The sequence below is a fragment of the Agrococcus sp. HG114 genome (assembly GCF_024723325.1).
Lineage (GTDB): Bacteria > Actinomycetota > Actinomycetes > Actinomycetales > Microbacteriaceae > Agrococcus.
Window position 1 is genome coordinate 1 of sequence record NZ_JANQCH010000241.1, and the last position, 931, is coordinate 931.

General features: G+C 79.5%; 1 protein-coding gene and 1 pseudogene. Both read left to right on the forward strand.

Annotated elements, in window-relative coordinates:
- Positions 1 to 270: pseudogene (locus NWP09_RS12995) on the forward strand (ATP-binding protein); the annotation flags it as partial.
- Positions 267 to 931, forward strand: a 665-nt coding sequence (locus tag NWP09_RS13000) for a DNA-protecting protein DprA (protein ID WP_258275910.1), incomplete at its 3' end; no start/stop codon positions are given. The pseudogene NWP09_RS12995 and the gene NWP09_RS13000, both read left to right, overlap by 4 nt.

The window sequence follows — 931 nt, forward strand, 5'->3', positions numbered from 1 at the left end:
GCCCGCGACCGCGCCGCGCACCGCCTCGCCGGCACCGGCTGGGTCGCGATGGGGCACGTGCCCGGGCCGTGGCTGCGCCGCAACCTGCCGCTCGACCGGTCGCTCCTGCAGCCCCTCGAGCAGGCGGTCGAGCGCGGCTCGCTCACCATGCGCGGCCTCGACCGCGCCGTGCGCGTGGCCTGGACCATGGCCGACCTCGACGGGGCGGCATCGCCGTCCCGCGCGCACATCGGACGCGCGCTCGCGCTCAGGAAGGGGATCCCCGCATGAAGCCGTTCCGCCTCGATCACGACCGGCTGCGCGGGGCCGTGCTGCCGCTCGTCCCGGGGGCAGCGGCCGCCGACGGCCCCGACGCCCCCGATGATGCGGAGGTCGTCGCCCGCTTCGCCGCCGGCGCGTGGACCGTGCTGCCGGAACCCGGGGACGGCGCAGCTGGATGGGCGCGGACGCTGCTCGGCGACGTCCGCGCGCTCGAGCTCCTCGTCGAGGGCGCCGACGCCGCGACGTGGGCACGGGAGCTCGACGACCCCGAGGCGGCCCGGTCGATCGCCGCGGCGCTCCCGCGCTGGCGGCCGCGGCTCGATGCCGGCCGCATCCTGCGGGCGTTCGCCCAGGGCGCCGCGTTCGGCCAGCGGCTGCTGACGCGAGCCGACGCCCACTGGCCCGCCGGCCTCGACGACCTCGGGCCGCACGCACCGGCGGCGGTGTGGGTCCGCGGCGACGCCGCGGCGCTCGAGCGCTGCGGACGCTCTGCCGCGCTCGTCGGCTCGCGCGCGTCGTCCGGCTACGGCGAGCTCGTCGCCGGGCAGCTCGCCGCCGGCCTCGTCGATCGCGGCTTCGCGGTCGTCTCCGGCGGTGCCTACGGCATCGACGGCACCGCCCACCGCGCGGCGCTCTCGGCGGGCGGCACGACGGTCGCGGTGCTCGCGGG